The organism is Roseinatronobacter alkalisoli, from assembly GCF_028745735.1.
Lineage (GTDB): Bacteria > Pseudomonadota > Alphaproteobacteria > Rhodobacterales > Rhodobacteraceae > Roseinatronobacter > Roseinatronobacter alkalisoli.
The window spans coordinates 145,954-172,165 of sequence record NZ_JAQZSM010000008.1 but is presented as its reverse complement, the minus strand read 5'-3'; the positions used below and the strand labels follow the sequence as shown (position 1 = coordinate 172,165).

At 60.1% G+C, this 26,212-nt stretch carries 24 protein-coding genes and 1 tRNA gene; 17 read left to right on the top strand and 8 right to left on the bottom strand.

Annotated elements, in window-relative coordinates; translation table 11 throughout:
* Positions 1–432 precede the first annotated feature (432 nt).
* Positions 433–1,395 carry a sugar phosphate isomerase/epimerase family protein gene (locus PUT78_RS11060; RefSeq protein WP_274352322.1) on the top strand — a complete coding sequence of 321 codons (963 nt, stop codon included), beginning with the start codon at positions 433–435 and terminating at the stop codon, positions 1,393–1,395.
* A gap of 125 nt (positions 1,396–1,520) precedes the next feature.
* Here the strand turns inward: PUT78_RS11060 and metH are convergent, their stop codons facing one another.
* The 4 genes from metH to PUT78_RS11040 form a co-directional block, all read right to left on the bottom strand.
* Complete coding sequence (gene metH, locus PUT78_RS11055) at positions 1,521–4,247, bottom strand: methionine synthase (protein WP_274352321.1); 2,727 nt, start codon at positions 4,245–4,247, stop codon at positions 1,521–1,523.
* Positions 4,244–5,284: a homocysteine S-methyltransferase family protein gene (locus PUT78_RS11050; RefSeq protein WP_274352320.1), complete on the bottom strand. Its 1,041-nt coding sequence runs from the start codon at positions 5,282–5,284 to the stop codon at positions 4,244–4,246. The genes metH and PUT78_RS11050 overlap by 4 nt, the downstream gene beginning before the upstream one ends.
* A gap of 227 nt (positions 5,285–5,511) precedes the next feature.
* Complete coding sequence (locus PUT78_RS11045) at positions 5,512–7,260, bottom strand: phosphoenolpyruvate hydrolase family protein (protein ID WP_274352319.1); 1,749 nt, start codon at positions 7,258–7,260, stop codon at positions 5,512–5,514.
* A gap of 121 nt (positions 7,261–7,381) precedes the next feature.
* Complete coding sequence (locus PUT78_RS11040; RefSeq protein ID WP_274352318.1) at positions 7,382–8,074, bottom strand: phosphoenolpyruvate hydrolase family protein; 693 nt, start codon at positions 8,072–8,074, stop codon at positions 7,382–7,384.
* Positions 8,075–8,214: 140 nt separating this feature from the next.
* Here PUT78_RS11040 and PUT78_RS11035 point away from each other — a divergent pair, with 140 nt between their 5' ends.
* The 9 genes from PUT78_RS11035 (at position 8,215) to PUT78_RS10995 (ending at position 17,023) form a co-directional block, all read left to right on the top strand.
* A complete protein-coding gene (locus PUT78_RS11035; RefSeq protein WP_274352317.1) occupies positions 8,215–9,108 on the top strand; it encodes a branched-chain amino acid ABC transporter permease in 894 nt (297 codons plus the stop codon).
* The gene (locus tag PUT78_RS11030; RefSeq protein WP_274352316.1) at positions 9,105–10,115 is read left to right on the top strand and encodes a branched-chain amino acid ABC transporter permease; all 1,011 of its coding nucleotides are present in this window, start codon (positions 9,105–9,107) and stop codon (positions 10,113–10,115) included. The genes PUT78_RS11035 and PUT78_RS11030 overlap by 4 nt, the downstream gene beginning before the upstream one ends.
* A 111-nt stretch (positions 10,116–10,226) precedes the next feature.
* Positions 10,227–11,489, top strand: coding sequence for an ABC transporter substrate-binding protein (locus tag PUT78_RS11025; protein WP_274352315.1), 1,263 nt, complete (start codon positions 10,227–10,229; stop codon positions 11,487–11,489).
* A 61-nt stretch (positions 11,490–11,550) separates the two neighbouring features.
* On the top strand, positions 11,551–12,324 hold the full coding sequence (locus PUT78_RS11020; protein WP_274352314.1) for an ABC transporter ATP-binding protein: 774 nt from the start codon (positions 11,551–11,553) through the stop codon (positions 12,322–12,324).
* Positions 12,324–13,031 (top strand): ABC transporter ATP-binding protein, encoded by a 708-nt coding sequence (locus PUT78_RS11015; protein ID WP_274352313.1) that lies wholly within the window; start codon positions 12,324–12,326, stop codon positions 13,029–13,031. Before PUT78_RS11020 ends, PUT78_RS11015 begins: the two co-directional genes overlap by 1 nt.
* A complete protein-coding gene (locus PUT78_RS11010; RefSeq protein WP_274352312.1) occupies positions 13,021–14,223 on the top strand; it encodes a Tm-1-like ATP-binding domain-containing protein in 1,203 nt (400 codons plus the stop codon). The genes PUT78_RS11015 and PUT78_RS11010 overlap by 11 nt, the downstream gene beginning before the upstream one ends.
* A complete protein-coding gene (locus tag PUT78_RS11005) occupies positions 14,220–15,059 on the top strand; it encodes a phosphoenolpyruvate hydrolase family protein (RefSeq protein WP_274352311.1) in 840 nt (279 codons plus the stop codon). The genes PUT78_RS11010 and PUT78_RS11005 overlap by 4 nt, the downstream gene beginning before the upstream one ends.
* Before the next feature lie 10 nt (positions 15,060–15,069).
* Entirely contained in the window at positions 15,070–16,014 is a 945-nt protein-coding gene (locus tag PUT78_RS11000) for an SRPBCC family protein (RefSeq protein ID WP_274352310.1), read from the top strand.
* Between the two features lie 328 nt (positions 16,015–16,342).
* Entirely contained in the window at positions 16,343–17,023 is a 681-nt protein-coding gene (locus PUT78_RS10995) for an MIP family channel protein (RefSeq protein WP_274352309.1), read from the top strand.
* Between the two features lie 181 nt (positions 17,024–17,204).
* On the opposite strand, the gene PUT78_RS10990 is transcribed toward PUT78_RS10995, so the two are convergent.
* From PUT78_RS10990 to PUT78_RS10975, 4 genes are all read right to left on the bottom strand, one after another.
* Positions 17,205–17,281, bottom strand: a tRNA-Arg gene (locus tag PUT78_RS10990).
* Positions 17,282–17,354: 73 nt separating this feature from the next.
* On the bottom strand, positions 17,355–18,752 hold the full coding sequence (locus PUT78_RS10985) for a sensor histidine kinase (protein WP_274352308.1): 1,398 nt from the start codon (positions 18,750–18,752) through the stop codon (positions 17,355–17,357).
* Between the two features lie 24 nt (positions 18,753–18,776).
* Positions 18,777–20,168 (bottom strand): dihydrolipoyl dehydrogenase family protein, encoded by a 1,392-nt coding sequence (locus tag PUT78_RS10980; protein WP_274352307.1) that lies wholly within the window; start codon positions 20,166–20,168, stop codon positions 18,777–18,779.
* The gene (locus tag PUT78_RS10975; protein WP_274352306.1) at positions 20,165–20,917 is read right to left on the bottom strand and encodes a TVP38/TMEM64 family protein; all 753 of its coding nucleotides are present in this window, start codon (positions 20,915–20,917) and stop codon (positions 20,165–20,167) included. The genes PUT78_RS10980 and PUT78_RS10975 overlap by 4 nt, the downstream gene beginning before the upstream one ends.
* Before the next feature lie 249 nt (positions 20,918–21,166).
* On the opposite strand from PUT78_RS10975, the gene rpmH reads away from it, so the two are divergent.
* The 7 genes from rpmH (at position 21,167) to yihA (ending at position 26,212) form a co-directional block, all read left to right on the top strand.
* Positions 21,167–21,301 (top strand): 50S ribosomal protein L34, encoded by a 135-nt coding sequence (rpmH, locus tag PUT78_RS10970; RefSeq protein ID WP_071797364.1) that lies wholly within the window; start codon positions 21,167–21,169, stop codon positions 21,299–21,301.
* A 38-nt stretch (positions 21,302–21,339) separates the two neighbouring features.
* Positions 21,340–21,753 (top strand): ribonuclease P protein component, encoded by a 414-nt coding sequence (gene rnpA / locus PUT78_RS10965; protein ID WP_274352305.1) that lies wholly within the window; start codon positions 21,340–21,342, stop codon positions 21,751–21,753.
* Complete coding sequence (yidD, locus tag PUT78_RS10960; protein WP_274352304.1) at positions 21,750–22,022, top strand: membrane protein insertion efficiency factor YidD; 273 nt, start codon at positions 21,750–21,752, stop codon at positions 22,020–22,022. The genes rnpA and yidD overlap by 4 nt, the downstream gene beginning before the upstream one ends.
* 56 nt (positions 22,023–22,078) lie before the next feature.
* Positions 22,079–22,948 carry a tRNA 2-thiocytidine(32) synthetase TtcA gene (gene ttcA, locus PUT78_RS10955; RefSeq protein WP_274352303.1) on the top strand — a complete coding sequence of 290 codons (870 nt, stop codon included), beginning with the start codon at positions 22,079–22,081 and terminating at the stop codon, positions 22,946–22,948.
* 90 nt (positions 22,949–23,038) lie between these two features.
* A complete protein-coding gene (gene yidC / locus PUT78_RS10950; protein ID WP_274352302.1) occupies positions 23,039–24,808 on the top strand; it encodes a membrane protein insertase YidC in 1,770 nt (589 codons plus the stop codon).
* A 4-nt stretch (positions 24,809–24,812) separates the two neighbouring features.
* Positions 24,813–25,562, top strand: a complete 750-nt coding sequence (locus tag PUT78_RS10945; protein ID WP_274352301.1) for an MOSC domain-containing protein — start codon at positions 24,813–24,815, stop codon at positions 25,560–25,562.
* Positions 25,559–26,212, top strand: coding sequence for a ribosome biogenesis GTP-binding protein YihA/YsxC (yihA, locus tag PUT78_RS10940; protein WP_274352300.1), 654 nt, complete (start codon positions 25,559–25,561; stop codon positions 26,210–26,212). The genes PUT78_RS10945 and yihA overlap by 4 nt, the downstream gene beginning before the upstream one ends.

The following is a 26,212-nucleotide window of genomic DNA, read 5'->3' as shown; positions in this document are numbered from 1 at the left end:
AATCCATGCTCCTAAATCTCGCACTCAGACCAGAACCAAACTCGCATCCAGTCAACCGATCCAAGACCCAACAACGTTCCCGCCGCCGGTGAAGCGCTATCTAGGCAATCAACCAAATACACGCAAGGTCAAAATTCCAGATTCCCGAAAAAAATAACCGCCGCCGCACGCAAAAACCGCAAAAATCAAGCCAAGCACCTGTTCATAAAGGAAAAATAAAAATCAAACCCTGCCAGCCCCCCCGCAGCGCACAGCACGCCACCCCCATGCGCCCCCATCCCGCACGCCCTCCCGCACGCCCTCCCGGCAGCCCGCCCCGGAACAGGTTCCCTTCCCGCCAGTTATGCGACAGAACATGTCACACAACAGCGCCGGTTCCGGTTTCCCGCGCCCCGGATATGCGTTATCAAACAGCCAGAGCAGAATGCGTGAATGCACCAGACCAAGCCCGCCGCGCCCGCCGCGCGCGCGCAACGAAGCAACCCGGCCTTGCGCCCGGCCACAGACAGCCCCGCTGTCACCACAGCCGGGACATGCGCAACATTCCGGCCAATACCCCGGAAGAAAGGACATGGCGTGACAGTTCCGCTAATCGGCGCAGCAATGCTGCTGCACAACATGGATATCCTGCGCGACTGGCTTTTCGACAAGGACCGCCCCCTCGAGATACAGGATTTCATCCCCCCCGGCATAATCGCAGGCGATACCAGCGCGCTGCTCCGGCAATGGCAGGTGGCACTTCAGGGCCATCACGGACCCCGCGGCATTCACGGGCCGTTCTTCGGGCTTGATATCACCAATCCCGACACCGAAATCCGCACCATCATACAGGCCCGCATGTACAAGGCCCTCGATATCGCCAGTGCCCTGCACGCAGAATGGATGGTCCTGCATTCCCCCTTCACCTTCTGGCACAGCCTGAATTACACCAATTACCCCTTGCTGCGCAAAACCCTGTTCCAGGCCGCAGCAGACTGCCTCGGACCCGTGCTGGAACGCGCCGCAGATGCAGGCGTGACACTCGTGCTGGAAAATATCGACGATACAAGCCCCGCAGACCGCAGCGATCTGATCGCGAAGATCAACCACCCCAATCTGAAACTCTCCGTCGATACAGGCCACGCCGATCTTGCCCATGCCAAATATGGCGCACCTCCCGTCATCGATTTCCTGCAACACGCCGGCACAAATCTGGCACATGTCCACCTCCAGGATATCGATGGACATGCCGACAGACACTGGCACCCAGGCCACGGGCGCATCAACTGGAAACCACTGATGACCGCACTCGCAAAACACCCCGCGCAACCGCCACTCCTCCTGGAAGTGCGCAACAACCACAACCGCATCCCCAAAACCGCCGCTATCCTCGAAAATCTCCTCACCGGAAACTGAACGCGGGGGGGACACTGTGTGGCGTTTTCAGATCAGGTGGAACCGCAAGGTGGCAAGCATCATACACGATGCAGCCATCAGAAGATGACTGGACGCAGAGCAAAGCACACGCTACCGACAGGCCGTCAGGCGACCTCACGCGATGATGTCTTGCCCGGAACGTAATTCAGCACCGGGGCCAGCCAGCGTTCGGCTTCGGCCAAGGTCATGCCTTTGCGCGCTGCGTAACTTTCGATCTGGTCGCGCTCTACCTTGGCGACCCCGAAATAATAGGCGTCCGGGTGCCCGATATAGAAGCCCGACACCGACGATCCCGGCCACATTGCCATCGATTCTGTCAGGGTGACCCCAGTGGCGGCTTCGGCATCAAGCAGGCGGAACAGGGTCAGCTTTTCGGTATGGTCCGGCTGTGCCGGATAGCCGGGTGCCGGGCGGATGCCGCAATAGGGTTCGCTGACAAGTTCATCGGGTGCAAAGTTTTCATCGGGCGCATAGCCCCAAAGCGTGCGCCGCACACGCTGATGCAGAAGTTCGGCCATGGCCTCGGCGGTTCGGTCGGCAAGCGCCTTGACCAGAATCGCCGCGTAATTGTCGTTTGAACGGTCGAATTTCTCGGCGATTTCGGCCTCTTCCGGCCCTGCCGTCACAACAAAGCCGCCGACATAATCGGGAACGCTGCCTTCGGGTGCCACAAAATCCGCCAGCGCGACATTCGGACGCCCTGCGCGCTTGGTGTGCTGCTGGCGCAGGGTGTGCAGCGTGGCAAGTTCCGTGCCCCGGCTGTCATCGGTGAAAAGGCGGATATCCTCGCCCACTGCATTCGCGGGCCAGAAACCGACCACGGCGCGGGGGGTAAACCAACCCTCGTTGATGATCCGTTCCAGCATCGCCTGTGCATCGGCAAACAGCGCGCGGGCGGCTTCGCCTTGCTTTTCATCCTGCAAGATTTTCGGATAATTGCCCTTCAACTCCCATGTCCGGAAAAACGGCGTCCAGTCAATATAACGGGCGATTTCGGCCATGTCCCAGTCATCGATCACGCGACTCCCCAGGAACTGTGGCGCGGGAACCGTGTAGTCCCGCCAGTCCAGCCGCAGCGCATTGGCCCGCGCCTGTGCCAGCGGCAGGCGCTGTTTCGCACGCTCATTGCGGGCGTGGCGGTCGGATACTTCGGCGTACTCGGTCCTGATCGCGTCAACGTAAGCGGTCTTTTGCACGGGGTTGAGCAACTGGCTGACAACCCCCACGGCGCGGCTGGCATCCAGCACATAGACCGCCGGACCGCTATAACCGGGCGCGATTTTCACCGCCGTATGCACCTTGGACGTGGTGGCCCCACCGATCAGCAGGGGAATGGTGAACCCTTCGCGTTCCATTTCAGCGGCCAGATGCACCATCTCGTCCAGACTGGGGGTAATCAGGCCCGACAGCCCGATGATATCCACCTTCTCCTCGCGGGCGACTTGCAGGATTTTCTGTGGGGGCACCATCACGCCCAGATCGATGATTTCATAATTGTTGCAGGCCAGCACGACACCAACGATGTTTTTGCCGATATCATGCACATCGCCCTTCACCGTGGCCATCAGCACCTTGCCTGCTGTTTCGCGGCCTTCACCGCCACCCGCCAGCTTTTCGGCATCCATATAGGGCAGCAGCACCGCCACCGCCTGTTTCATCACCCGCGCCGATTTCACCACCTGCGGCAGGAACATCTTGCCCGCCCCGAACAGGTCGCCAACCACATTCATGCCAGCCATCAGCGGGCCTTCGATGACATGCAGCGGGCGTTCTGCCGTCAGGCGGGCGGCTTCTGTGTCTTCCTCGATGAATTCGGTGATGCCGTTGACCAGCGCATGTTCCAGCCGTTTGTCCACCGGCCAGTCACGCCAAGCAAGATCACGGACCTTTTCTTCACGCGCGCCGCCCTGAAAGCGCCCCGCAATTTCCAGCATCCGTTCAGTTGCGGTGCCGCCCCCTTTCGGGCGGCGGTTCAGGACCACATCTTCGCAGGCTTCGCGCAGGTCCGGGTCGATCTGGTCATAGACCGCAAGCTGGCCTGCATTGACAATCCCCATATCCATGCCCGCCTGAATGGCATGATACAGGAATACCGCATGCATCGCCTCGCGCACCGGGTCATTCCCGCGAAAGCTGAACGACAGGTTCGAAACCCCGCCCGACACATGGGCATGGGGCAGGTTCTGTCTGATCCAGCGCGTTGCCTCTATGAAATCAACGCCGTAATTATCATGTTCTTCAATCCCGGTGGCGACAGCAAAGATATTCGGGTCAAAGATGATGTCTTCGGGCGGGAAGCCTACGTCTTCGGTCAGAATGCGATAGGCGCGGGCGCATATTTCGGTTTTCCGTGTAAAACTGTCTGCCTGGCCCGACTCGTCAAAGGCCATGACGACCACCGCCGCCCCATAGGCAAGACACAGCCGCGCGTGGTGGCGGAACGCATCCTCGCCTTCTTTCAGGCTGATGGAATTGACGACGGATTTGCCCTGAACGCATTGCAGGCCTGCCTCGATCACTTCCCATTTGGAACTGTCAATCATCACCGGCACGCGCGCAATGTCGGGTTCGGATGCCACAAGGTTCAGAAACTCGACCATCGCGGCCTTTGAATCGATCAACCCTTCATCCATGTTGATATCGATGATCTGCGCGCCGTTCTCGACCTGATCGCGCGCGACGTCCAGCGCAGCAGCATAGTCACGGTTCACGATCAGTTTGCGGAATTTCGCACTGCCGGTCACATTCGTCCGTTCGCCGACATTCACAAAAGGAATATCCGGGGTCAGGACAAAAGGTTCCAGCCCGGACAGGCGCAGATAGCGGGTCATGGTGTTGCCCTCGGGGTAAAACCGGCCACAGCTTCTGCAATGGCGCGGATATGGTCTGGTGTGGTGCCGCAGCAGCCACCAACGATGTTCACAAGCCCGTCGCGCGCAAAACCTTCGATCTGGGCTGCGGTTTCATCCGGTCCTTCGTCATATTGGCCGAAGGCATTGGGCAGGCCCGCATTCGGATAGGCGCAGGTAAGCGTTGTCGCCACGCCTGCCAGTTCGGCAAGATGCGGACGCATGGCCGCCGCACCCAGCGCGCAGTTCAGCCCCACAGTGAACGGGCGGGCATGCATGACCGAATGCCAGAAGGCCGTCGGCGTCTGGCCCGACAGGGTTCGGCCCGACGCATCGGTGATGGTGCCCGAAATCATCAGCGGCAGGTGCTGGCCTGTTTCGCTGAAAACTTCCATGCAGGCAAAAATCGCGGCCTTGGCGTTCAGCGTGTCAAAGATTGTCTCTATCAGTATCAGATCCGCCTTGCCCGCGATCAACCCGCGCACCTGCTCGCCATAGGCTACGCGCAGATCGTCGAAGGTGACCGCGCGGTAGCCGGGGTCGTTCACATCGGGGCTGAGGCTGGCCGTCCGGTTGGTCGGGCCGAGTGCGCCTGCCACGAAACGGGGTCGCCCGTCGATGGCGGTCGCCCGGTCCATCGCGCGACGGGCAAGGCAGGCCCCTGTCGCATTCAGGTCATGGACCGCATGTTCCATCCCGTAATCTGCCTGCGCGATCGAGGTAGAGGAAAAGGTATTTGTTTCCACAATATCCGCCCCCGCCATCGCGAAGCTGAAATGAATTTCTTCAATCGCGTCGGGCTGAGTCAGGATCAGCAGGTCATTATTCCCCTTCTGGGGATGGTCGGAATGATGGGCGCAGGCACAACCGGAACCCTGGCCGGTGAAATCCTCTTCCGACAGGCCAAGCGTCTGAATCTGCGTGCCCATGGCTCCGTCGAGAACAAGAACGCGTTCGTGCGCCAGTTTGCGAAGCTGGGCTTCCGCCGGTGTGCTTGGAAAAGTGAAGGTCTTTGTCATTGCGATCCCATCTGGCCTGAACCGTCTGTCTAGGCCACAGGGAAGCACAACAAAACCTCATTATCCTGAACACTAACATGAAAACTGTTCATGTTAACCTGCCTTCGGAATGCACCGCTGTGGCGTTCTGAAAGTTGATACTGACGATCATCAGTGACTTGCAGGGCTTTCGGCACCAAGCTTGAATCCTTTGGGGCCTGCCGGACCGCCCACCACGCCGACGCGCGCTATTCCAGCAACCCCATGCGGCGCATCTTGTTGTATAGCGTCTTGCGCGAAACACCCAGATAGGCGGCTGTGTCCCCACGCCGGAAACGGTTGCGGCGCAGCGCTTCCAGCAGCCAGTCACGTTCCGTTCGCGGGTGCTGGGCGTGGTCGTCATTTGCGGGGTCGCCAGACGGGCCGGTGCCGATTGCCGCCGACAGCGCAATCGATTCTATGATCTCGCTTTCACTGTGCAGGGCGGCCCGGTCGATGACTGCGCGCAGTTCGGGAATATTGCCGGGCCATGCATGTGCCAGCAACAGCCGATAGCCATCCGCCGAAATCTGCTGCCCGCCGCCCAGCATTGCCAGCCGGTGCCGTGCAAGGGCGGGCACGTCTTCGGGGCGTTCGCGCAGGGGCGGAATCTCAATCCGGCCCGCCCGAAGGCATTGCATCAGCGCCGGAATAAGCGCCGTATCGCGGCCGGGTTCAGTCTGGCAGACAAGAACCAGCCGCGCGCCATGTGCCGCCCCGGCGGTGTCGCGCGCAAGGCCGTCAACGCCCAGCATGCCCTGTTCCAGCCAGTCAGCAAGGCGGCGCTGCACGCTGATCGGCAGGGCCTCGGCATTTTCGATCACCACTGTTGCATCGGGCTTTGCCAGCACGCCCTGACGACGCGGCGCTTCGCCGAACAAGAACGCTTCCGGCGCTGCCTGCGGGTTTATGGCGCGCAATGTCACCAAAGGGCCGCTACGTTCGGAAAGTGGGTGCAACGCACGCGCCAGCGCCCCCCGGCCAAGGCCCGGTTCGCCACATATCAGCGCAGGAATTCGGGTGCCCGCCAGCCGCGTAACCTGTTCCAACACCGCCAGCACGAATTCCGACTGTCCCACGATGCCTGCAATCCGCGCGGCGCGGTTCAGTTCACGCGATTGCGCAGTATTCGCTTGTTTCAGCAGCCCGAACGCCTTGAAGGCGGATGTTCGTTCCGTGACAGAAATTTCCAGCGGCACGCGGTCCAGTGTGGAACCGCCGACATAGCCGTCGGCGCTGGCCTCGTTGCAGACGCGGAACATGTCATCGGGGTTGATAATCGGCCCCCCTTCGACAAAACAAAGCGTGTCGGGCGCACGGCTGCGGATTGATGCAAAAATGCGCCGCGCCCGGTCGGCAGCTTCCGCAATGGTGAAGCTTTGCGCCACCGCTTGAACACCGCCCGCATTCCAGCCGAAATTCAGACAGATCATGGCGACGCCCGCGTCCAGCAGCAATGCAATCTCGGTGCGGGTCTTGGCATAGCCGAAAGTCAGCAACCCTGCCTGACGTGCCAGTGCCAGCATCCGCGCTTCGCGGGCAAAACCAAGATCGGCTTCTTCCAGCAATCGGCGGAAACGCCCATCGAAATGAATGGATGACGGGAAATTCGCGATGCCCTGATACCCGACATCGCATGTCTGCTGAACCAGCATTTCGGGACTTGTCGACGGATCGAAACAGGACGCCCCGAACAGCACCGGCACCGCAACCCGGTCCAGTATTTCGCGGCGCGCGAACTGATCTGTGAACTGGTTGGCATTGCTCAGCGGCAGAAGCGCGGCAAGCGACGCGGCACCCATGACCCGATAACGCCCCGCATTCAGCGCCAGCAGGAAATCCGCGCCACCACGCACCGCGGCCTCGGCAGTCATACCAACACCAATCGCCCCGCCGATCAGCAGCGTTCCGCTACCGGGCGATCTTTTGCGCAACATCTGGTTCAGTGTGTTTTCCATCAGTCAAGCTGTCCCTGCCCCATGGCGTTTAGCATACCCATCCGGCGGCGCGGGAACAGCTGAAAGCATCACGGCAAAGATGCATCCTTGTCATGCGGCTGATCAAGCGCGCATGCCGCGTTCAGGCATAGCGCACCAGCCCGTCGGCCAGCGCACGCGCGGGGTCAAGTTCCGCGCCATAGGCATCCGGGCAGAAAAGCCGCAGCGGCACGTTGCAAAGCGGGCGCAGCGTTTGCAGTGTGTCTGCGGCGTGGCGTGCGGCAATGGCGCGGTTGCGCCAGTCAACCGATGGCGGGCCGGGATGCACCACCAAGGCCGTGGCGCCATGATCCAGAAGCCGCTGGCCATTCTGCGCTGTGGTGGCGAAGCCTGTCACAGCCAGCCCCTCCTCAGCGAAACGGGCCAGCATCCGGGCTTCACGGTGCGCGCCAAGATCCGCACTGTCAAAGCCCAGCGCCGCCACGCCATCGATCACCTGAACTGTCGGGAAGTTCGTCACCCCGCCTATACCGGCGGCCTTCAGAAGGGCCGCCATATCGCGCACCCGCAAGAAGGGATCGACGCAAAGCAGTGCAGCAGTCACTCCGGGTCGGGCAGCTTGCCCCCCGTTCAAGGCCGTGCAGATTGCGCCGTTCACATCCAGTACCGGCAGCAATGCAAGAAGATCGCGTTGCGCGACCGGCAATTCCGCAAGCCATGGCGCGAATATCTGTGGCGGGCACGATTCGTGGCTGGAACCGGGGCATGGAAGAATTGCGCTGATCGCGATTTCCGACAGCGGATTCACGGGCGCGGTGTCAGACCTGTTACCCATTTTTACCCAATAATCTTTCAAAATGGCGGTGGTCACCTTCCGCCACGCGCTGCACAATCCCCTGAGACAAGACCAATTGATCGTCCGCCGCGCGGAGGGAGGAGCCATGCTGGCTGCCCGCGCCTGACGAGGAGGAAAACGTGTCCTTGCAGTTCATTCTGACCGTCACCCTGAACGGGCTGACGCTGGCGTCACTATATTTCATCGTGGCCTGCGGCTTTTCGCTGATCTTCGGGCTGATGCGGACAGTGAACATGGCGCATGGCTCGCTGTATATGGTCGGGGCATATGTCGGCTTCGCGGTGTTTGACCCACTCTATGCCTCAAGCGTCTGGGCCTCGCAAGCGTGGCTGATCGGCATTCTGGCCGGGATAGCCGCCGCAGCGCTGGTGGGGGTGATCATGCAGGTGGCCTTTCTGGGCTGGATGCAGGGGCAGGAATTGCGTCAGGCATTGGTGACAATCGGTCTGTCAATTATCATTGCGGATCAACTGCTTGCCCGGTTTGGTGGCAATCCCTTCCAGTTTTTCGCCCCTGATATGCTGTTTGGTCCCGTGCAGGTGCCGCTGATTGGTCGCTATCCGGTGTTCCGGCTGTTTCAGGTTGGTCTGGCGATTGCCGTCGGGGTCGGGTTGTGGCTGTTGCTGAACAAGACCAAGCTGGGCATTGTCGTCCGCGCGGGCGTCGATGACCGGCAGATGCTGGCGGCTTGCGGGATCAATGTGCCGCTGGTTGCGGCGACAGTCTTTGCACTTGGTGCGGGGCTGGCGGGACTGGGCGGTGTAATCGGCGCAACGGCACAACCCATGGCCTTGGGCGTTGATGCCCGGTTCCTGCTGATGTCGCTGGTGGTGGTGATTGTCGGCGGGATGGGGTCCATCGGCGGCACTGCGTTGGGCGCGCTTCTGATCGGCCTGGCAGAACAATGGGGGCAGGTACTGTTCCCCACCTATTCGGTGATCCTGACCTTTGTGATCATGGCTGCGGTGCTGGCTGTCTGGCCGCAAGGTCTGTTGGGGAGGAAACCCACATGATCATCATGAGCACGCGCCGCTGGGCACTGACCGCAATCGGACTTGTAATTCTGCTGGCATTGCCGCTGCTGCTGCCCAATTTCTGGCTGGTAAACATATTCGGCCGCGCACTGGTCTATGGGATCGTGGCCTTGTCGCTGACCTTTCTGGCGCATTACGGCGGCTTCGTGTCACTGGCCCAGACCATGGTGGCGGGCGTCGCGGGCTATTCCGTGGCGATGATGGCCCCGACAGCGATTCCCCTTGGGGACATGGCCCTGCCCTATGCGCTGGCCATACCGCTGGCGGTATTCGCGGCAACTATGGCAGGCGCGATTGTCGGGCTGATCGCCGTGAACACACGCGAGATTTATCTGCTGATGATTACCCTTGCGCTGGCCGTCGGGTTCAGCCTGTTCGCACAGTCCAACATCACATGGTTCAACGGCTATGAGGGGATTCGCAACATTGTCGGGCCTGAGATATTTGGCAGGCCCTTCCGCACACCGCTGGTGTTTTATTACACCGCACTGGTTGTCGCGGCGTTGCTGTACCTGCTGGTGCTGTATGTGGTGCGCACGCCGTTCGGACTGGTACTTCAGGCAATCCGTGATTCCGACAGGCGCACTGCTGCTATCGGCTTCCATGTGGGGTTGCACCGCATTGCCGCCTTCGCGCTGGCCGGGTTCATTGCGGGCTGGGGCGGCGTACTGATCACGTTCTACAACATCGGCATCACGCCCAGTTCGATCGGGCTTTGGGCCACAGTGGGTGTGCTGATCATGGCGGTCATTGGCGGGCTTGGCCATCCGCTGGGGGCATTCATCGGCGCGCTGATCTTCGCCCTGATGGACACATTTGCGTCCACCATCATCGGGCATGACCGGTTCAACACGCTGATCGGAATGGTCTTTCTGGTCATCGTCCTGCTGTCGCCCGATGGCATCTGGGGGGTGGGCGGCAGGCTGGCCGCAGCGCTTGGCGGGCGCAACAGAAACAAGAATGCAGACGGCGGGGCAACCCGCTGAACCGGGGGCGCGGCACCCGGACCCGGCCGCGCCCGACCTGCTGATCACAAGGGTCAAAGAACTACCCGCCGGGGAGGAGGAAACCCGGCACAACAAGGAGGAGAACATCAAATGTCAGTTTCACGCAGACATAGAACAGCCTGGGCAATGGGCACGGTGGCAGCGGTCTTTGCGCTGTCCGGGGCCATGGCGCAGGAACAACCGCCTATCCGCATCGGTTCGATTACCACGCTGGAAGGGCCTTTTGCCACTGGCGGGCAGGATGCGTACCGCGCCATGGAAATGGCATTCGAGGCAATTGACTACACTGTCGGCGGACGCCAGATCGAATGGATCCGCGAATCCTCGAATGCGACGCCTGATGTGGCGCTGGCACGTGCCCGCAAACTGATCGAGCAGGACGAGGTGGATATCATCATCGGCCCGCTTTCCGGTGCTGAAGGGATCGCGCTGCGCGACTATTCCCGCACGCTGGAAGGGCGGACAATTGTGAACGGGTCATCCGGTGCCGCCGATACCACCCTGCGCGATCCTTCGCCAAATTTCTTCCGTTTCAACACGGAAGGCACCCAATGGATGGCTGGTCTGGGCACGCATGCCTATGAAGACATGGACTCTCGCCATGTTGCACTGGTGGCCGCTGATTATGCGTTTCCCTATGCGCAGGTCTTTGGTTTCATGCATGAATACTGTGAACTGGGCGGGGCGGTCACCAAGCTGTGGTCGCCGTTGAACACCACTGACTTCTCATCCATCATTGCGCAGTTCCCCGATGATATTGATGCAGTGCTGCTGATTCAGGGTGGCACGGATGCGCTGGCCTTTCTGACACAATATGCCGAAGTGGGCGGCGATCTGCCCATCATCGGCGGTTCGATCACGGCGGATCAGACGCTGCTTTCGGCGCGCGGACCACATCAGCGCCTGATGGAAGGGATGGTCGCCGCAGGGCCGATTGCGGACCTGAACGACGATCCCAACTGGCTGCAATTCGTAGCAGATTACCGTGAACGCTGGCCGGACGGGTTCGATTCGCCGTCGATCCATGCGGTGAACTACTACACCAACACCATCGCTGTGCTTCAGGCGCTGGAAGAAGTGGGTGGCGATCTTTCGGATAATCAGGCAGCCTTTCAGGCGGCACTGGCATCGATCGAGTTTACGGCCCCGACCGGTGCAAATGTCCGCCTTGACGGAAACCGTCAGGCCATTTCGGACATTTTCCTGACCCGTATCGTCAATGATGGTGGCACAATGCGCACCGAAGCCTTTGGGCGCACCCCCGATGTCAGCCAGACCCTTGGGATGGAAGCCGACGCCTTCCTCGCGCTTGGTTCGCCCTCGCGCGACAATCCTTCCTGCCCGCCAGCTTAACTGATCTGGCCCTGCCCGCCCCCTTGGGAACAACGGGGCGGGCTTCTTTCAGACAGGACATATGATGACACCGTCAACTTCTTCAGCTTCTGATCTGCCTGCGCTGGTTCTGGCCGGTGTCGGTCGCCGCTTTGGAGCGCTGCATGCGGTCAGCGACGTGACCCTGCGCATCAGGACAGGCGAACGTCGGGCGATCCTTGGCCCGAATGGGGCAGGCAAGACCACCTTGTTCAATACAATCTGCGGCGACTACCCGCCGACATCCGGTAAGATAACATATTTCGGGGCCGATATTTCGCAACTCAAACCATATCGGCGCGCACGGCTGGGTATCGGGCGCACCTATCAAAGTTCAACCCTGTTCAACGGTCTTACAGTGCGCGAGAATCTGTATCTTGCTGTCCGCGCCGCGAAACCCGGCAGGTTTTCACTGATCAAGCCGGGGCCGGGGCATGCGGATCTGGCGCGCGTGCGTGCCCTGGCAGAACAGGTGCGGGTCGATCATATTCTGGATGCACGCATCGATTCCGTGTCGCACGGGCAGCGCAGGCAGGTTGAAATCGGCATGGCGCTGGCTGGGGTTCCGAAACTGCTGATGCTGGACGAACCGGCAGCCGGCCTGTCAGCCGCAGAACGCCCCGAACTGGTCACCCTGCTGGCAGACCTGCCGCGCGATCTGACGCTGATATTGATCGAACATGACATGGATGTGGCCCTGGCCAATTCCGAAAAGGTCACCGTCATGAAGGACGGTGTTGTGGTGGTGGAATCAACGCCCGACAAGGTGGTTGATGACCCGGTTGTACAGGCGATTTATCTGGGGGAAGGGCATTGATGGCGGGCCATCTGGATATTCGCGATCTGCATGTGCGTTTCGGCAAGGCAACCATCCTTCAGGGGGTCAGCCTGTCGGTCCAAGACAAACCGCTGTCGGTAGTGGGGCGCAACGGCATGGGCAAGACCACGATGTGTCTGGCCCTGATGGGCATGGTGCCCGCAACCGGCAGCGCCCGTCTGGACGGGCAGGAGGTGCTGGGGCTTGGCACTGGCCGCGTGGCGCGACAGGGTATTGCGCTTGTACCGCAGGGGCGACGCATGTTCCCGTCGCTTTCGGTGCATGAGCATTTGTTGTTGGTGGCGCAGCGCGGAAGCCCGCCTTGGACAATCGAGCGGGTCTATGACACGTTTCCCCGATTGGCGGAACGGCGCAAGAATGGCGGTAACCAGCTTTCAGGCGGCGAGCAGCAGATGCTGGCCATTTCACGCGCGCTTTTGATGAATCCGCGGCTTGTGATTATGGACGAACCATCCGAAGGGCTGGCCCCGGTGATTGTTGATCACCTGATAGACGTGCTGCGCACCATCGCTGCCGAAGGCATGGGACTATTGCTGATCGAACAGAACCTGCGGGTTGCCACATCTGTTGCGGATCAGGTGTCGGTCATGGTGACGGGCAAGATTGCGGCGACGGTCGGCGCTGCCGAACTGGCCAGCGACCGCGACATGCAAAACCGGTATCTGGGGGTCAGCCATGGGCATTAGGCGCGTTTATGTGATCGGAACCTGCGACACGAAACAGGCGGAACTGGCCTATGCCTGCGACAGGGTACGCGCAGCAGGCGCGACACCGGTGCTGGTCGATGTCAGCACGCACGGCCTGGGGTCGCGCGCTGATGTCCCCGCCACCGAAATTGCCGCCTGCCACCCCGATGGTGCTGACGCGGTGCTGGGCAGCGGCGATCGCGGCACCGCCGTAACCCGAATGGCCGAGGCATTGACCTGCTGGTTGCTGGCACGCAATGACATTGGCGCCGTGCTGGGGCTGGGCGGGTCAGGAAACACCGCATTGGTCACACAGGCCATGCGCGCACTGCCGGTTGGCGTACCCAAGCTGATGGTGTCCACTGTCGCATCGGGGCAGGTCGCGCCCTATGTGGGGGCCACTGATCTGGGCATGGTCCATTCGGTTACGGATGTCGCGGGACTGAATGCGATCAGCCGCCGTGTGATCGGCAATGCCGCCCATGCCGCCGCCGGAATGGCACAGAACACCATCGCTGACGCACCGGACGATCTGCCGGGTGTGGGGGTGACAATGTTCGGCGTCACCACCACCTGCGTTGACCATCTGCGCGCGGAACTGTCGGGCAAGGCGGAACCCTATGTGTTCCATGCCACCGGCACTGGCGGCGCGGCAATGGAAAAGCTGGCGGAATCCGGCCTTGTTGCCGGTTTGCTGGATGTGACCGCAACAGAGATTGCAGATCATCTGGTGGGCGGTGTCATGCCGTGTTCACCTGACCGCTATGGCGTGGTCGCGCGGACGGGGATTCCCTGGGTGGGGTCCGTGGGTGCGGTGGATATGGTCAATTTCGCAGGCCGTGACACAGTACCGGACAAGTTTTCCGACCGGCATCTGCTGGTCCATAATCCACAGATCACCCTGATGCGCACGACGCCACCGGAAAATGTGCAGATCGCGCGTTTTCTGACCGAACGTCTGAACCGGTGCAACGGGCCAGTGGCGTTGTTTCTGCCACTGGGCGGGGTGTCGGCGGTCGATGCGCCGGGCATGCCCTTTCATGACCCCGTGGCAAATGACGCCCTGTTCGCGACAATCCGCGACACGTTCACGCCCGGACCAAACCGCCGCTTGATTGAACTTCCCCTACATATCAACGATCCGGCCTTCGCCACAGCGATGGCCGCCGAATTTCTCAGGATGCTCCCATGACCCAGAACCAACACCGCGACCGCAGCGCGCTGATGCGCAAGTTTCATGACATGGCCGCACGGCGCATTCCAATCATCGGGGGCGGCGCTGGCACGGGACTTTCCGCCAAAAGCGAAGAAAGCGGCGGCATCGACCTGATCGTGATTTATAATTCCGGTCGCTACCGGATGGCGGGGCGCGGGTCGCTGGCGGGGCTTCTGGCCTATGGCAATGCCAATGAAATCGTTCTGGACATGGCGCGCGAAGTGCTACCGGTCGTGCATAGCACACCGGTTCTGGCCGGGGTCAATGGCACAGACCCTTTCGTGATGATGGAACAGCATCTGGACCGGCTGAAGGTGCTTGGCTTCGCAGGTGTGCAGAATTTTCCGACTGTCGGGTTGATTGACGGGGTATTCCGGCAGAATCTGGAAGAAACCGGCATGAGCTATGCACTGGAAGTCGACATGATCCGCATGGCCCATGAACGTGACCTGCTGACCACGCCCTATGTCTTTTCCGCAGAAGAGGCCGTGGCCATGGCCAGCGCAGGGGCTGATATTCTGGTCATGCATATGGGCCTGACTTCCGGCGGGACCATCGGCGCTGAAACGGTCCGCACGCTGGATGATTGCGTACGCGACATTGACCAATGGGCCGAAGCCGCGCTGCGCGTGCGCCCGGATATCCTGATCATCTGCCACGGCGGGCCGATTGCAACGCCGCAGGACGCGGCCTACGTTCTGCAACAGACCCGGCTTTGTCATGGGTTCTATGGCGCCAGTTCCATGGAGCGACTGCCAACCGAAGCCGCGCTAAGCGATACAACCCGCGCGTTCAAGGCACTTACGTTTTAAGGAGGACATCATGGCAGAGGCCGTTGCAACAACCATCATCGATGCGCCTGTGGAAACAGTCTGGGCAACCCTGCGCGATTTCAATGGCCTGCCACGCTGGAACCCCGGCATTCGCGACAGCAACATAGAGGACGGGCGCGACGCCGACAGCGTGGGCTGCATCCGGGCCTTTCATCTGGCCGATGGGCGTTTCGTGCGCGAACGGCTGCTGGAACTGGACGACAGCCGCTACCGGATGCGCTATAATTTCGAAACCCCGGCATTTCCCGTGGCGAACTACCTTGCCACGCTGGAACTTGTCCCCGTCACCAATGGCGACCGGACTTTCGCGCGCTGGCATGCCAGCTTTGACGAAGCGCCTGCCGACAGCGGAAAATACAGCGCGCTGATTTCCAAGGATGTGTTCGCCGCCGGTCTAAAGGCGCTGGCCGAATATGTTGCCCACGCACCCGCGCCGTCCATCGATGATGCGCGCTGGCAGGGCCTGCGCCCCGCCAAGGTCTTCACCTCCAGCGTGATCCGCGCACCACTGCCTGCAGTCTGGGAAAAGATGCGCGATTTTGCCGGAATGAAAGACTGGCACGAGGATATCCCGCAAATGGCGATGATCGACAGCGTGCGGTCAGACAAGGTGTCCGGCGTGCGTGATTTCATATTCGGCGACGGGCAGCTGCATGAACAGCTTACATGGCTGTCCGATCACGACCATGCCTTTCGCTACCGCATTCTGAAAAGCCCGATGCCATGGCTGAACTATCATGCTGGTGCGCAACTCTATCCGCTGACCGATTGCGACCATACCTTCGCGGTGTGGACCGCCGACTGGACCGCAGCCCCGCAGGATGATCTGACGCTGATTCCGAATGTGCATGAGAACGTGTTTCAGAAAGCGTTCGATACGCTGGATCAGCAGCTTTTCCGCAGCCCCGCCGCTGGTCCAGCCAGAACAGTATAGACTAGATCGCACTGATTTACTGCCGCCGAAAAGGCAGACAAATAAGTGTCTGTATTTCAATTTGCTAAGGCGAATCCGCCTTATCCGGTTCTTGCATTTTCGGGCTTTACGCGATTCAGGGCGCGCCGCATTCATTGGCGTTCACGCGCCCTGCCCCGGTATACCGCACCCTCCGGCCTTATCTGCAATGCGGAACGATGGGGGTGCTAAAGCGCGGATGTGCAAAACAACTTGATGCAGCGCAACAATATCCCTACCCAGAGTACGGGATCGCGTGATGCCATTTTCGGTGTGACCGCTTCCGCTTAACAAGTTCTGGAGAGTAAACATGTTACAAAAAATGAGCGCTGAGGCGCTTGGAACCTTCATTCTCGTATTTTTTGGTTGTGGATCAGCGGTCCTGATGGGCGCGCAGATAGGAATGCATGGCATCGCGATGGCATTCGGTCTGGCTATTGTCGCCGCTGCCTATGGCATCGGTGCGATTTCGGGCGCGCATCTCAATCCTGCCGTGACACTTGGCGCCGTGGCTTCTGGTCGTTTGCCGGGTTCAGAAGCGGTGCCCTATATCGGCGCGCAGCTTGTCGGCGCGACGATCGGTGCGCTGGTCATTCTGTTGATCGCTTCCGGGCAGGCAGACTATTCCCTTGCGGCAAACGGGCTTGGACAGAACGGCTTCGGGGCGGGTTATCTGGGGGAATATTCCCTCTCAGCCGCGCTGATATTCGAGTTCGTGGCAACATTCGTTTTCGTCATGGTCATTCTGGGGGCCACCGCTTCAACTGCGCCAGCAGCTATGGCAGGCCTTGCCATCGGTCTGACGCTTGCAGCCATCCACCTGGTCGGAATCAATGTCACAGGTGTTTCCGTAAACCCGGCACGCTCTTTCGGGCCTGCAGTCTTCGCGGGTGGCAAGGCGTTGGCCGACCTTTGGGTGTTTGTCGCAGCCCCTATCATGGGGGCAGTTGTTGCAGGGCTTACGTATAAGGCTGTTTTCGCCAAAGACTGACAACGCTTCAGGACCCTGCGAATACGCGGGGTCCTGTATCAGAACGTCACCCTGTCACCGCCACTGGCGGAACGGGAAAACAGACACACGGGCAGGTGATGATTTCTGCGGCATATGCGGGGCCGTGGGTCGGAAACCGAACCCTGAGTCAGCAATCCCTGACACATCACAATAAGATGAATGGCGCGCCCGAAAGGATTCGAACCTCTGACCCCCAGATTCGTAGTCTGGTGCTCTATCCAGCTGAGCTACGGGCGCGTTGGGGGCTAACTATCCGCCCCCCGCGCGCTTTGCAAGGGGGGCACGCAAGTATTTTTGGACAAAAATCCGGTCAATCTGCACTGGGCATCCAGATGCGGAATTCCGTCCCCTCTTCATCTGATCGCGTCAGTTCCAGCCGCCCGCCATGACCGCGCACCAATTCCGCCGATATCGCCAGCCCCAACCCGACGCCGCCCTTGCGCACCCCGCCCTGAAAGGCCTCAAACAGATGCTCACGCGCGCGCGCAGGCAGGCCGGGGCCAGTGTCCCCCACGCGGATGCAAAAGCCGCTTTGACCATCGGATTTACTGTCTTGTGCCGAAATTTCGATCACGCCGGGTTGGCGGGTGGCTTCCAATGCCTGACGCGCATTGCGCACCAGATTATGCAGCACACGAAACAACTGTTCTTCGTCGGCGCGCAGGTGCAGCGTTGCGGGAATATCGGCCAGAAATGTTACCTGCGCGGCATCTGATACAGCCAGCCGTTCGCTTTCGAACACATCCTCGACAAGGGGTGCAAGCTGGACACGCGACAGGCGGGGCGGCGGTTCTTCCGCCTTGCCGAAGGCCAGCGTGGCTTCGCACAGGTTGATGGCTCGCGACAGTGACCCCACCAGTTTGGGTGCGGCGCGTTTCACCCTTGGGTCGTCGCTGGCTTCCATACGGTCAGCCAGCATGGAAGCGGTTGTCAGCATATTGCGCAGATCATGGCTGATTCGTGCCACCGAACCGCCAAGCTGGGCCAGCCGGTCCTTCTGGCGCAACAGCCCCGTCAGATCGGACTGCATATGATGAAGCGCCTCTTCCGCATCGCGCAATTCCCGGATGCTGGAGCGGGGCGTGATGATGCGTGTCTGATCCTGGGGCGATTCGGCATAGACCGCCATCGACTGGATCACCCGGCGCATGGGCGTAACCACAAACATCCGCACAGAGAAAAACAGCAGCAGCGCGGTGAAGATCGAAATCGCCAGCGACAGCAGCAGGATACGGCCGCCATAATCCCATAATTCACGGTGCAGATCTTGCGTGTCCAGCGTGATTTCAATCAGCAACCCACCGCGCTGAACCGGGTCGCCGATGACACGGATAATGCGCGGTTCTTTTTGTGCAAGTTCCTGAAATGCATCGCGGACAAGACTGAACACACCGGCCATACGCAGGTCATAGGTGGCATCGACCGGCGCGGGCAAAGGCGATGACAGCACCAGTTCGCGCACTTCATCACGGCGCAGCACAACGTTATAGACGCCTGCGTTTTCCAGCAATTCGCCCGCCAGTTCCCCGGCAATGGACCCGTCAGAGGCGAGCAACGCCAATGATGCAATCTGCGCGCGCTCCAGCCGGGCGAGCAGGTACTCTTCGCGGTAGCGCGCAATCGACGGGGCAAAGATCAGCACCTCTGCCAGCATCACGAAGATAACGGCAAGCAACAGGAACCGACCCGACAATGTGTTGACGAACATGCCCCCTCATACGCGCGGCAATGCTCAGGGCAGCCATCTCTGCACCGTTCTGACGACGCGCTTCACAGTAGGGTTATCAAATAGCTTGGGTGAAAAATAGGCCCCTGCGGCACGTTTGCCGATTTCCGCCAATGTCGGATAAGGCAGCACCATTCCGGCCATCGCGCTGAGTTTCAGATTACTGGCGATTGCCAGTGCGAAAGGAGCGATCAATTCTCCCGCCTGCGCGCCGACCAGCGTAACGCCAACCGGGCGGCCACGCGCCACCATCAGCTTGATGAAACCATCTGTGCGTCCATCTGCCTGCGCACGGTCAATCTGGTCGTAACCAATGCGCTGCACACTTAACTGGCCGCCGTATTTCTGGCGGGCCTGCGCTTCGGTCAGGCCGATCTGTGCCAGTTCGGGGTCAGTATAGGTCACGCGGGGAATATGGTCATGGCGCGCTTTCACCGGCAGGGCGAACAGCAGGGATCGGATGACAAGCCCTGCGTGATAGCCCGCCAGATGGGTAAATTGCCCATGCCCCGCTACATCCCCGACGGCATAGGCGCGACGATTGGTGCTGCGCAGGTCCGTACCCACCGTGATGCCGCCACGGTCATACGCAATGCCCGCCACATTCAGATCCAGCCTGTCCAGATTGGGTTTGCGGCCCACCGCAACCAGCAGATGCGTACCCGCAAAAATGGTGCCACCCCTGACCTGCACTTCCAACGCGCCGGCGTGGCCGGATACACTTTCAACCTGTGCGTCCTCTATGATTTCCACGCCGTCACGACGCAATTGCTTCAGCACGACCGCTGCCGCGTCCGGGTCTTCGCGCCCCAGCGCCTTCTCCCCCTCGATAACCGTAACCTTCGCACCAAGCCTGCGGTGCGCCTGTGCCATTTCCAGCCCGATTGGCCCGCCACCGATGATCAGCAGATGGCCGGGACATTCCTTCTGCGCAAACAGGGTTTCGTTTGTCATGAAGGGCACGCGGTCCAAGCCGGGAATCGGGGGAACCAGCGGGCTTGATCCGGTCGCAATGACAAAACGCCGCGCGCGGATGGTGATATCGTCAACCGTGACTGTATCCGGGGCAGTGAACCGCGCGAACCCCTGAATGACCTGAACACCCAGCCCTTCGAACCGTTCAACGGAATCATGCGGTTCAATCGCCGCTATGGTGGCATTCACATGGTCCATCGCGGCGCGAAAATCATCCTCCGCTATGGTGCCGCGTGCTTTGGCGGCCCTGGCCTTTGCCAGCAGCGCCTTGGATGGGACACAGCCATAATTCAGGCAATCCCCGCCCATTTTATGCCCTTCAATCAGGATGACGCGCGCACCCATCTGCGCGGCACCTGCCGCCACCGACAGCCCGCCCGAACCGCCGCCGATGACACAGATATCGGTTTTCAGGTTGCTCATGTACCGAATTCCTTCTTGCGCATGGCCTTCACCACAACGGGTATGACAGAAAGGGCCGCAAGCGCCAGCAAGGGACCAAGGATATAGGGTTCGAATATGATGCCCAGATCCGGGCTTTCATCGCGGGCGAACACCTCTCCCAGACCGGAACCAACCCATGTATAGACCAGACCACCGGGCATGATCCCGAAGAATGTCGTTGCCGCAAAAACTGACAGCCGCACCCCGATAAGCGCCGGAATGACATTCATGACGAAAAACGGCAGGACCGGCATCAGGCGCAGGGAGAACAGTACAGGCGCTTCGTTTTCGCGGATGGCGGTGATAAGGCGCTTCATGCGCCCGTCGCTGGCATCGATTCTGGCGGTCATGGCACGGCCGAAACCCGCACGCACCGCCAGAAATATCAGAACGGCACCGATTGTGGCGGCAATCAGATTGAATGCCACGCCGGGAAACACCCCGAACAGGAACCCCCCTGTCAATGTGGCAGCGGTTGCACCGGGCAACGAAAAGGCGACGATGGCAATATAAACCGCCACGAAGGCCGCCGCCGTCAGCGCATAATTCGCATCACGAAAGCCCAGCAACGCCGCGCGGTTTTCACGCAGGGCATCGAAACTCAGATGATCGCGCAGCAAGATTGCGCCGGTCACAGCAACAATCACGATGATTATCAGCGGCAGGCGTTGGCGCCAGCCGGACGAAGACGAAGGGGCAGAATTGTGCACGCGGTGATCCTTGTTCATATGCTCACCCTGTCTTCGCATCAGATGGCGCAATTGTTTCCCGCATGGTACCATGATCACAACAGGTTGATCACCTGCAAGGATATGGCCGCGAATGTTACAGTCTGAAGTGGTTTTTGCGGAATTCAACCTGAAACCGTGCGATTGCGAATTGACTTGGGCGGTTCGGGGCCGTATCTGGCGGGTCTGTAATTGAATGGGTGGCCGAATCCGGGTGGATTGCGGTTGCCGGAATGAAGGAACGGAGCGATGAAACGCACCTATCAGCCCAGCAATCTGGTCCGCAAGCGTCGTCACGGTTTCCGTGCGCGCATGGCAACCAAAGCCGGCCGCAAGATTCTGAACGCACGTCGCCGCATCGGCCGCAAGAATCTGTCGGCCTGAGGCATTTGACCCGTAGCTTCGGGTCGGAAGGGACCAGGATGACACCGCCGAAGGCAGATGTGGCCGGGCAAGCCGCCTGCGCTGCGAATGCGTCGGCGGTTTTGTCATATGCAAAACCCGCTGTCATTAAAAAGCGCACGGATTTTTTGCGCGCGGCCAAAGCGAAGCGCGTGCCTTGCCCTGCCTTTCTGGTGCAGGCGTGTCCCCGCGGGGACGAAGCCACGTTTCGCGTGGGGTTTACCTGTTCCAAGAAGGTCGGAAATGCGGTTATTCGCAACCGCGCCAAACGGCGCTTGCGTGAAATCGCGCGTATGGTCATGGCGCGGCACGGGCGTGTCGGCTGGGATTATGTGCTGGTCGGGCGCCCCGATGCGACGGTAAGCCGTGATTTTTCCGCGATGTGTGACGATCTTGAACGCGCGTTGAAAAAACTGCATGGGCCAGCCCGATGACCCCGCTGGCCTGGGTCTTTTCGCTGCCGGTGCGGTTTTACCGCGTGGTGTTCAGCCCTTGGGTCGGGCATGGCTGTCGATATCAGCCGACCTGTTCCGCCTATGCTCTGGAAGCGCTGGAACGGCACGGCGCGATCAAGGGGGCATGGCTGACGATCCGGCGTATCGGACGGTGTCATCCATGGGGCAGTTCCGGCTATGACCCTGTGCCGGGGGCCGATCCGGCATATGATGAACAACATCATGAACATGAACGGCATCGCCACTGACTTTGCAGTGCCGTGCCTTTTATGGCATAGCCACAGCACCAAGGATGGACCCCAGTATGCTTGATGAAACCGCTGATCTGCCCCTGATCCTGCAAGGCGCGCCGGACACGACAGAGTTTCGCAAGCTGCGCAAGCGTATCATCCGCGAAACCCGGTCTGTAATTGACCAGTATGGCATGGTGGAACCGGGCGCGCGCTGGCTGGTATGCCTGTCAGGTGGCAAGGACAGCTATACGCTGCTGGCTGCGCTGATCGAACTGAAATGGCGCGGGCTTTTGCCGGTTGATCTGCTGGCCTGCAATCTGGATCAGGGCCAGCCCAATTTTCCGGCGACAGTGCTGCCCGAATTCCTGACGCGCATGCAGATCCCGCACCGGATAGAATATCAGGACACCTATTCGATTGTCGTGGACAAGGTACCGCAGGGCCGCACCTATTGTGCGCTATGTTCACGGCTGCGGCGCGGAAACCTGTATCGCATCGCCCGCGAAGAAGGGTGCAGTGCCGTTGTTCTGGGCCATCACCGCGACGATTTGCTGGAAACCTTTTTCATGAATCTGTTCCATGGCGGGCGTCTGGCGACGATGCCGCCCAAGCTGGTGAATGAAGACGGGGATCTGTTTGTGTACCGGCCACTGGCCTTTGTGCCGGAAGATGATTGCGACCGCTTCGCGCGCGCAATGAACTACCCGATCATTCCCTGTGACCTGTGCGGTTCACAGGAAGGGCTGCAACGGATGCAGGTCAAGGCATTGCTGAATGAATGGGAACGCCGCAGTCCGGGGCGGCGGAATGTGATGTTCCGTGCCTTGATGAATATCCGCCCGTCGCATATGCCTGACCCACAGCTTTTCGACTTCCTGGCCCTTGCGCGGAACGATATACCCCGCCCAGAGCTGAATGCGGCCCCTGATCTGACCTTGTGATCGGATTTAACAGGGAAAACCGCTTGACCTTTGCCCGGTGCTTCTGTTGAACCGGGCGCGACCCTTGATGTGACAGGAAACGGCCTTTTCATGGACGAACAGAACCGCAATCTGCTTCTGGCCTTTGCTCTCAGCCTGTTTGTGCTGGTTGCCTGGATGTGGATGTTCCCGCCCCCCGAACCAACACCACAAGACCCCGCCGAGGTGGCCGAACTGCCGCTTGCAGAAGGGGCAGAGGCGCCGGCCATGGTCGAAGGCATTGGTGCCGATGGCCTGCCGGAGCTTCCGCGCATCGACATCGACACCCCGCGGCTGGTCGGCACGATCAACCTGCGCGGTGGCCGTATTGATGACCTTGCATTGCGGGATTACCGCGAAACAGTCGATGAAGGTTCCGGTATCGTTCATCTGCTGAAGCCCGAAGGCTCGCGCGAAGCGTTCTATGCGCTGCATGGTTGGCGGCCGGGGCGCGACATGGACTGGGACGATGTGCCCGGCGCCAGCACCCCCTGGGAACTGGTCGAAGGCACGCGGCTTGCACCGGGGTCGCATGTGACGCTTGCCTGGACCAATGATCAGGGCGTCCGGTTTACCCAGCGCTATGACGTTGATGAAAACTTCATGTTTACCATCACGCAGGGTGTTGAAAATACAAGCGATTCAACCGCGCGCGTTGCCCCTTACGGCCTGTTGTCGCGCCATGGCGAACCGTCGGATCTGGAAAACTTCTTCATCAGCCACGAAGGTTTCATCGAAGTTGCCGATGGCAAACTGAACGAAGATAAATACAAGGCCGTCCGTGATTTCCGCGTTCATGAACGCGAGAATACGAATGCCCGCGTGACCGATGTGGCCGAAAACGGCTGGCTGGGAATCAGCGACAAGTACTGGATGGCGACCCTTGTTCCGCAACCCGGACAGGCATTTTCTGCTGTGTCGCGCTATATTCCCTCGCGCGATGTCTACCAGACCCGTGCCGATCTGCCGACGCTGGTTGTCGGACCGGGCGAATCCGATCAGGTTCAGACGATGTTCTTTGCCGGCGCCAAGGAATGGAGCATCATCCGCGCTTATGAACGCGATTCAGGGATTGAACGCTTTATCGATGCCATCGACTGGGGCTGGTTCTTCTTTCTGACCAAACCCATCTTTGCAACGCTGTATTTCATCAATGGAATCATCGGCAATATGGGGTGGTCCATCATAACCCTGACACTGCTGATCAAGGCGATTCTGCTGCCGCTGGCGTGGAAATCCTATGTCAGCATGGCCAAGATGAAGGAACTTCAGCCGGAAATGATGGCGCTGAAGGAACGTGCCGGCGACGACCGCCAGATGATGCAGCAGGAAATGATGAAACTGTACAAGGAAAAGAAGGTGAACCCGGCTGCGGGTTGCCTGCCGATCCTGCTGCAGATCCCCATCTTCTTCTCACTCTACAAGGTGATTTTCGTCACGATCGACCTGCGTCATGCGCAATGGTTCGGGGTGTTCAACGACCTGTCCGCCCCTGACCCCACATCTGTCATGAACCTGTTTGGTTTGCTGCCCTGGGCCGCTCCGCACCCCGAAAGCATTCTGGCAATGGTATTCATCGGCATTCTGCCCATCCTTCTGGGTGTGTCGATGTGGCTGCAAATGAAACTGAACCCGACACCCACGGAACCCATTCAGCAGGCGGTCATGATGTGGATGCCGTGGATATTCATGTTCATGCTGGGGTGGTTCGCATCAGGGCTGGTGCTGTACTGGATTGCGAACAACGTCATCACCTTCACGCAGCAATATCTGATCATGTCGATGAATGGTAGCAGGCCTGACATTCTGGGCAATATCTTCACCAAGAAGAAAAAGACCTAGGCCCGTGGGGTGGCGGCTGGCGCATATCTTTCGCCATCCCATAAAGGCGCATGGCCGGCAGGAACTGGCACATGTTGCCTTGTCCGCAGGGCGCTGCCTGCCCTTTGACCGGCATTGGGCCGTGGTCCATGAAGTAGCCCGCCTGCGCGATGGCTGGAACCCGTGCATGAATTTCACGCGCGGGGCCAAGACCCCCGCATTACAGGCGATTTCCGCGCAACTGGATGAGGCCACGCGCCAGGTGTCCCTGACCCATCCGGCCCGCAACCCGCTGTCCTTTGCCCCTGATACCGCGCAGGGGCAGGCGGATTTCCTGAACTGGGTCGCCCCCCTGATGGCGGGCGGGCGGGCGCAGCCGGTGCGGCTGGTGACAGTCGGGCGCGGCATGACGGATACCGCCTTCGAATCCATCTCGATCCTGAATCTTGCGTCCAACCGTGTGTTGGGCAAGCGTCTGGGCTGTGATCTTGGGCTGGATCGCTGGCGCGGCAATCTGTGGCTGGACGGGCTTGCCCCTTGGGAGGAATTTGACCTGCTGGGCCGTGAACTGGCAATCGGGGATGCGCGGCTGAAGATTGTCGAACGCATTACCCGCTGCCGCGCCACGATGGTAGACTGCACCACTGGCCGGATTGATGTTGACACGCTTGCGGAACTGGATGCGGGCTATGGCCATACTGATTTTGGCGTCTACGCCATCGTAACGCGCGGCGGCATCATCCGCGCGGGCGACAAACCGGAGCTTGCTGCATGACACAATTACCCTTTCCCATCGCGGCAGAACCTTCAGCGGATTTGGCTGAAAAGGGCCGGAAACTGCTGACCGGGCAGGTGGAATTTCTGAAAGGGGTCGTTGCCATGGATGGCCTGCCCCCTGCCGACCGGATGGAAGTGTGTTTTGCGGGCCGGTCCAACGTGGGAAAATCCAGCCTGATCAATGCGCTGACCGGCCGCAAGGCCATCGCGCGCACGTCAAACACCCCCGGACGTACGCAGGAAATCAACTATTTCACTGCGGGCGACAGCCATTATCTGGTGGATTTGCCAGGTTATGGTTTTGCCAAGGCACCGATTCCCATTGTGGAACGCTGGCAGCGCCTGCTGAAAGCCTATCTGTCGGGGCGTGCCACGTTGCGACGCGCCTTTCTGCTGGTGGATATGCGCCATGGTGTAAAGCCGGTGGATGCGGAAATCATGAAACTTCTGAACAATTCCGCTGTCACCTTTCAGGTGGTGCTGACCAAGGCAGACAAGCTCAGCAAAGCCGCGCAGGACCAGACATTGGAACAGGTGCGCAGCGCGCTTGCGAAGCACCCGGCGGCCTATCCCGAAATCGTCGTCACCTCTTCCGAATCGGGGGACGGCATTCCCACATTGCGCGCGATTATCGCGGATCTGACATGA

What these genes read in the sequence shown, in the direction of transcription:
- yidC (WP_274352302.1), top strand. Translation starts at nt 23,039, where the DNA reads ATGGACGAACAGAACCGCAATCTGCTTCTGGCCTTTGCTCTCAGCCTG.
- rpmH (WP_071797364.1), top strand. Translation starts at nt 21,167, where the DNA reads ATGAAACGCACCTATCAGCCCAGCAATCTGGTCCGCAAGCGTCGTCAC.
- PUT78_RS11030 (WP_274352316.1), top strand. Translation starts at nt 9,105, where the DNA reads ATGATCATCATGAGCACGCGCCGCTGGGCACTGACCGCAATCGGACTT.
- PUT78_RS11020 (WP_274352314.1), top strand. Translation starts at nt 11,551, where the DNA reads ATGATGACACCGTCAACTTCTTCAGCTTCTGATCTGCCTGCGCTGGTT.
- PUT78_RS11045 (WP_274352319.1), bottom strand. Translation starts at nt 7,260, where the DNA reads ATGGAAAACACACTGAACCAGATGTTGCGCAAAAGATCGCCCGGTAGC.
- PUT78_RS11025 (WP_274352315.1), top strand. Translation starts at nt 10,227, where the DNA reads ATGTCAGTTTCACGCAGACATAGAACAGCCTGGGCAATGGGCACGGTG.
- PUT78_RS10995 (WP_274352309.1), top strand. Translation starts at nt 16,343, where the DNA reads ATGTTACAAAAAATGAGCGCTGAGGCGCTTGGAACCTTCATTCTCGTA.
- yidD (WP_274352304.1), top strand. Translation starts at nt 21,750, where the DNA reads ATGACCCCGCTGGCCTGGGTCTTTTCGCTGCCGGTGCGGTTTTACCGC.
- PUT78_RS11050 (WP_274352320.1), bottom strand. Translation starts at nt 5,284, where the DNA reads ATGACAAAGACCTTCACTTTTCCAAGCACACCGGCGGAAGCCCAGCTT.
- PUT78_RS10985 (WP_274352308.1), bottom strand. Translation starts at nt 18,752, where the DNA reads ATGTTCGTCAACACATTGTCGGGTCGGTTCCTGTTGCTTGCCGTTATC.
- PUT78_RS11015 (WP_274352313.1), top strand. Translation starts at nt 12,324, where the DNA reads ATGGCGGGCCATCTGGATATTCGCGATCTGCATGTGCGTTTCGGCAAG.
- PUT78_RS11010 (WP_274352312.1), top strand. Translation starts at nt 13,021, where the DNA reads ATGGGCATTAGGCGCGTTTATGTGATCGGAACCTGCGACACGAAACAG.
- PUT78_RS11000 (WP_274352310.1), top strand. Translation starts at nt 15,070, where the DNA reads ATGGCAGAGGCCGTTGCAACAACCATCATCGATGCGCCTGTGGAAACA.
- PUT78_RS10975 (WP_274352306.1), bottom strand. Translation starts at nt 20,917, where the DNA reads ATGAACAAGGATCACCGCGTGCACAATTCTGCCCCTTCGTCTTCGTCC.
- PUT78_RS11040 (WP_274352318.1), bottom strand. Translation starts at nt 8,074, where the DNA reads ATGGGTAACAGGTCTGACACCGCGCCCGTGAATCCGCTGTCGGAAATC.
- metH (WP_274352321.1), bottom strand. Translation starts at nt 4,247, where the DNA reads ATGACCCGCTATCTGCGCCTGTCCGGGCTGGAACCTTTTGTCCTGACC.
- PUT78_RS11060 (WP_274352322.1), top strand. Translation starts at nt 433, where the DNA reads ATGCACCAGACCAAGCCCGCCGCGCCCGCCGCGCGCGCGCAACGAAGC.
- yihA (WP_274352300.1), top strand. Translation starts at nt 25,559, where the DNA reads ATGACACAATTACCCTTTCCCATCGCGGCAGAACCTTCAGCGGATTTG.
- rnpA (WP_274352305.1), top strand. Translation starts at nt 21,340, where the DNA reads ATGACACCGCCGAAGGCAGATGTGGCCGGGCAAGCCGCCTGCGCTGCG.
- PUT78_RS11005 (WP_274352311.1), top strand. Translation starts at nt 14,220, where the DNA reads ATGACCCAGAACCAACACCGCGACCGCAGCGCGCTGATGCGCAAGTTT.
- ttcA (WP_274352303.1), top strand. Translation starts at nt 22,079, where the DNA reads ATGCTTGATGAAACCGCTGATCTGCCCCTGATCCTGCAAGGCGCGCCG.
- PUT78_RS10980 (WP_274352307.1), bottom strand. Translation starts at nt 20,168, where the DNA reads ATGAGCAACCTGAAAACCGATATCTGTGTCATCGGCGGCGGTTCGGGC.